Raw genomic sequence first — 3,993 nt, forward strand, 5'->3', positions numbered from 1 at the left:
CGCGGGGGGGGGGGCGCCGTTGCCGTCGGGGGGGGGGGGGGCGGGCGCCGGCGCCCCGCCCACCCGGGGGGGGGCGGGGGGCCGCCCCCCCCCCCCCCCGACTGCGCTGTGACACTGCTGAGATGGCGCGAAGGACGCAGGCGGAGCGGGACGCGATCACGGTCGAGATCGGCTACGCGCTGCTCAGCGCCGTCCTGGTCGCCGCCCTGGTCTTCGGGGGGATCGCCGGGCCCAAGCTGATGTTCGACATGCCGTACGCCGTCGAGCGCGGGCTGCTCGTCGCGGGCGGCGTATGTGCGGCCCTCGCCTTCGTCCTGCGGGTCGTGACCGTGCTGTGGCGCTTCTCGGGCGCGCCCCGCCCGCCCGCTCAGCCGAGCCAGCCGGGGCGTACCAAGCCCGACTCATAGGCCAGGACGACCAGTTGGGCCCGGTCGCGCGCGCCCAGCTTGACCATGGTGCGGCTCACATGGGTCTTGGCGGTGAGCGGGCTGACGACCAGCCGGCGGGCGATCTCCTCGTTCGAGAGGCCGATGCCGACGAGCGCCATCACCTCCCGCTCCCGTTCGGTGAGCCCGTCGAGGCTCTCGGCGTCCGCGGGCGCCTTGGAGCGGGCCGCGAACTCCGCGATCAGCCGCCGTGTGACGCCCGGCGACAGCAGCGCGTCCCCGTGCACCACCGCCCGTACCGCACGCAGCAGTTCCTCCGGCTCGGTGTCCTTCACCAGGAAGCCCGAGGCGCCGGAGCGGATCGCCTCGAAGACGTACTCGTCGAGCTCGAAGGTGGTGAGCATGACCACCTTCACAGCGTCGAGCCGCTCGTCCTCGGTGATCTGCCGGGTGGCGGCGAGCCCGTCCAGCACCGGCATGCGGATGTCCATCAGCACGACGTCCGGGCGCAGTTCGCGCACCAGCCGCACCGCCTCCTCGCCGTCGGAGGCCTCCCCCGCTGCCTCGATGTCCGCCTGGGCGTTGAGCAGCGCCCGGAAACCGGCCCTGACCAGCAGCTGATCGTCGGCGAGCAGTACGCGGATCACTTCGTCTCCTTCGGCCGTACGGGGAGTTCGGCCCGTACGCGGAACCCGCCGTCCGGCCGCGGACCCGCCTCGATCGTGCCACCCAGGGCGGCGGCCCGCTCCCGCATTCCGGCGAGGCCGTTGCCGCTGCCGCCCGCGTCGGCGCCGGCGGCCGGGCCGTCGTCGTCGACGCGGAGGCCGAGACGGCCGACCTCGTAGGCGATGCGGACCCGCGCCGTGCGCGAGCCGGAGTGGCGTACGACGTTGGTCAGCGCCTCCTGGACGATCCGGAAGGCGGCGAGGTCGGCGCCGGGCGGCAGCGGCGTCTGCTCGCCCCGCGTCTCGACCGAGACGGCGAGACCCGCGCTCGCGGCCTGCTCCACGAGTTCGGGCAGCCGGTCGAGGCCGGGCGCCGGCGCGCGCGGGGCGTCTCCGGGGGTCCGCAGCGTGTCCAGGACCTGGCGGACCTCGCCGAGCGCCTCCTTGCTCGCCGCCTTGATGGTCGTGAGCGCGGTGCGGGCCTGCTCGGGGTCGCTGTCCAGCAGCGCGAGGCCCACGCCCGCCTGCACGTTGATGACGGAGATGGAGTGCGCGAGGACGTCGTGCAGCTCGCGCGCGATCCGCAGCCGCTCCTCGTCGGCACGGCGCTGCTCGGCCTTGGCCCGCTCCTCGCGCTCTCGGGCCCAGACCTCACGCCGTACGCGGACGAGCTCCGAGCCGGCGAGGATCGCCGCCGCCCAGGCCGCGACGGCGAGTTCCTGGCCCCAGGGGGCCGCCTCGTCGCCGGGCGGGGGCAGATAGGCGTAGAGCCAGTGGGAGATCAGCAGATGGCCGGCCCAGAGCCCGCCGAGGGCGCACCAGGCGGCCCGCCGGTGGCCGGAGACGACGGCGGCGAAGGCGCCCACGGCGACGGCGAGGAAGACCGGGCCGTACGGATAGCCCGCGCCGAGGTAGAGGAGCGTCGTGGCGCTGACGCCGAAGACGGCGACGACCGGCCAGCGGTTGCGCAGCAGGAGCAGGGCCGGGCCCGCGAGCAGCAGGACTCTCGCGAGCGCGTCGAGGGGCTCCCGGTCCGGCTGCTCCTGCGCCGCGAAGCCCGCGCCCACCATCACGAACACGGCCAGTGCGAGGGTCGAGGGCCACGGCACTCTGCCCGCGCTCCGCCGCGCCTCCCACAGACGCGGCCCCGGCGCTCCGCCCCGTGCCCAGGGAGGACCGCCGCAGATGCCGGTGCGCTGCTCTTCCATGACCGCCACGCTAGACCGGGGCTGGGCGCGCGGGCGTCAGCCCGGCGTGGTGATCACGCGTACTCCCTGTGCAGTACGGGCGCACCGCGCTGTACGGGCGCATGGCGCTGTACGGGTGCATGGCGCGGGTCGTCGGCCGCGTCAGGACTCCGCGCCGCGGGCGGGGGCCGTGCGGGCGGCGGGCGGGCGGCGCAGGCCCACCTCGTGCGCGAGGCGGGCCACCGCGTGGGCGAAGAAGGCGTCGCGGTCCTCGACAACGCGGTTGAACTGCCCGAACACCTCGAAGGAGATCAGGCCGAAGAGCTGGGACCAGGCGGCCACGAGGGCGGCGACGGCGGCCGACGGCAGATCGGGGGCCACGGACTCGGCGAGCCGGTCGGCCTCGGGGCGCAGCTCCCTGCCGAGCGGCGGAAGCACCAGGGCTGCCGTGCCATGGGCGTCGCGGACGATGGAGATCAACGCGAGGCCGACGCGAGAGGCGGGCGCGATGGTGTCCTGGGGCGCCGTGTAGCCGGGCACCGGGGAGCCGTAGATCAGCGCGTACTCATGGGGGTGGGCGAGCGCCCAGGTGCGGACCGCAGCGCAGACCGCGCTCCAGCGGGCGGGGAGGTCGGCGGGGCGGTCGGCGGGGTCGGACGCCTCGGCGAGGGCGCGCTCGGCCGCCGCGCCGACGGCGTCGAAGGCGTCCACGATGAGAGCGGTGAGCAGCTCGTCACGACTGGGGAAGTACCGGTAGAGGGCGGAGGAGACCATGCCCAGCTCTCGGGCGACGGCGCGCAGGGAGAGCTTGGCCGCGCCCTCTGCGGCGAGCTGTCGGCGCGCCTCGTCCTTGATGGCCGCGGTCACTTCGATACGGGCCCGTTCCCTGGCCCCTCGGATGGTGCTCATGCGGAGCAGTCTTTCACGATTCGGAGCACCGACCAATAATGAGAGCACTGCTCTTGCTTTGGATCGCCGATCCGGTGCACACTGCTCTTAAGAGAGAGCAGTGCTCTCGAAACGTCTCACTGGTGGAGCCCGCCATGACGCAGTCGCACTACATCAAGCCCAACCGCTTCGACAGCCTCCTCAACGGCGCGGTCGGCTGGCTCGCCCGTCACGGCGTCAGCGTGGCGGGCACGGCGGAGCTCTCCGTGCGCGGACGCACGTCCGGCGAGTGGCGGCGGATCCCGGTCAACCCGCTCCCCTACGAGGGCGGCCCGTATCTGATCTCGGCCCGCGGCCACTCCGAGTGGGTCCGCAATATGCGCGCCGCGGGCGGCGGCCAGCTCAGAGTCGGCCGCAGAACGCGGCAGTTCACCGCGGTGGAGCTGCCCGACGAGGAGAAGCCCGCGCTGCTGCGGACCTACCTCGAGCGCTGGGGCTGGGAGGTCGGGCGCTTCTTCGAGGAGGTCGACGCCAAGTCCACCGACGAGGAGCTGCTCGCGGCCGCGGACAAGCACCCGGTCTTCCGGATCACCGTGACCAGTTGACGCCGAGGACCGGAGGCCCGGCCGCGCCCGCCCCGCCCCGCGCGCGTCGGCCTGACCCGTACCAGCCTGACCCGTGCCGACGCCGCGCGTGTCGGCGTAGCACGTACCGCCCGTCGCGGGGACCGCCGTCGGGCGTGCCAGACCTGCGCACGGGCCCGCCCGCACCAGCGGTACGCGCCACTGCGCCGCCGCCCGCCCCGACCACGCGCGCGTCGGCCTCCCCGCGTATCAGCCTGGCCCGTGCCAGACCGCGCCCGCCCGC

5 protein-coding genes are annotated in these 3,993 nt (G+C 74.7%); 2 read left to right on the forward strand and 3 right to left on the reverse strand.

The genetic code is table 11. The features are described from left to right. Positions 1-122: 122 nt before the first annotated feature. Positions 123-407 carry a DUF6332 family protein gene (locus tag AB0M39_RS41430; RefSeq protein WP_365374218.1) on the forward strand — a complete coding sequence of 95 codons (285 nt, stop codon included), beginning with the start codon at positions 123-125 and terminating at the stop codon, positions 405-407. On the opposite strand, the gene AB0M39_RS41435 is transcribed toward AB0M39_RS41430, so the two are convergent. From AB0M39_RS41435 to AB0M39_RS41445, 3 genes are all read right to left on the reverse strand, one after another. Next, positions 368-1,033, reverse strand: a complete 666-nt coding sequence (locus AB0M39_RS41435) for a response regulator transcription factor (protein ID WP_365374221.1) — start codon at positions 1,031-1,033, stop codon at positions 368-370. The two genes, AB0M39_RS41430 and AB0M39_RS41435, sit on opposite strands and share 40 nt — an antisense overlap. Then, on the reverse strand, positions 1,030-2,259 hold the full coding sequence (locus AB0M39_RS41440; protein ID WP_365374223.1) for a sensor histidine kinase: 1,230 nt from the start codon (positions 2,257-2,259) through the stop codon (positions 1,030-1,032). Before AB0M39_RS41440 ends, AB0M39_RS41435 begins: the two co-directional genes overlap by 4 nt. A gap of 141 nt (positions 2,260-2,400) precedes the next feature. Beyond that, positions 2,401-3,147 carry a TetR/AcrR family transcriptional regulator gene (locus AB0M39_RS41445; protein WP_365374225.1) on the reverse strand — a complete coding sequence of 249 codons (747 nt, stop codon included), beginning with the start codon at positions 3,145-3,147 and terminating at the stop codon, positions 2,401-2,403. 134 nt (positions 3,148-3,281) lie between these two features. Between AB0M39_RS41445 and AB0M39_RS41450 the strand changes: the two genes are divergently transcribed. Beyond that, positions 3,282-3,731, forward strand: coding sequence for a nitroreductase family deazaflavin-dependent oxidoreductase (locus AB0M39_RS41450; RefSeq protein WP_365374227.1), 450 nt, complete (start codon positions 3,282-3,284; stop codon positions 3,729-3,731). Positions 3,732-3,993 lie beyond the last annotated feature (262 nt).

This window comes from Streptomyces sp. NPDC051907, from assembly GCF_040681075.1.
Classification (GTDB): domain Bacteria; phylum Actinomycetota; class Actinomycetes; order Streptomycetales; family Streptomycetaceae; genus Streptomyces.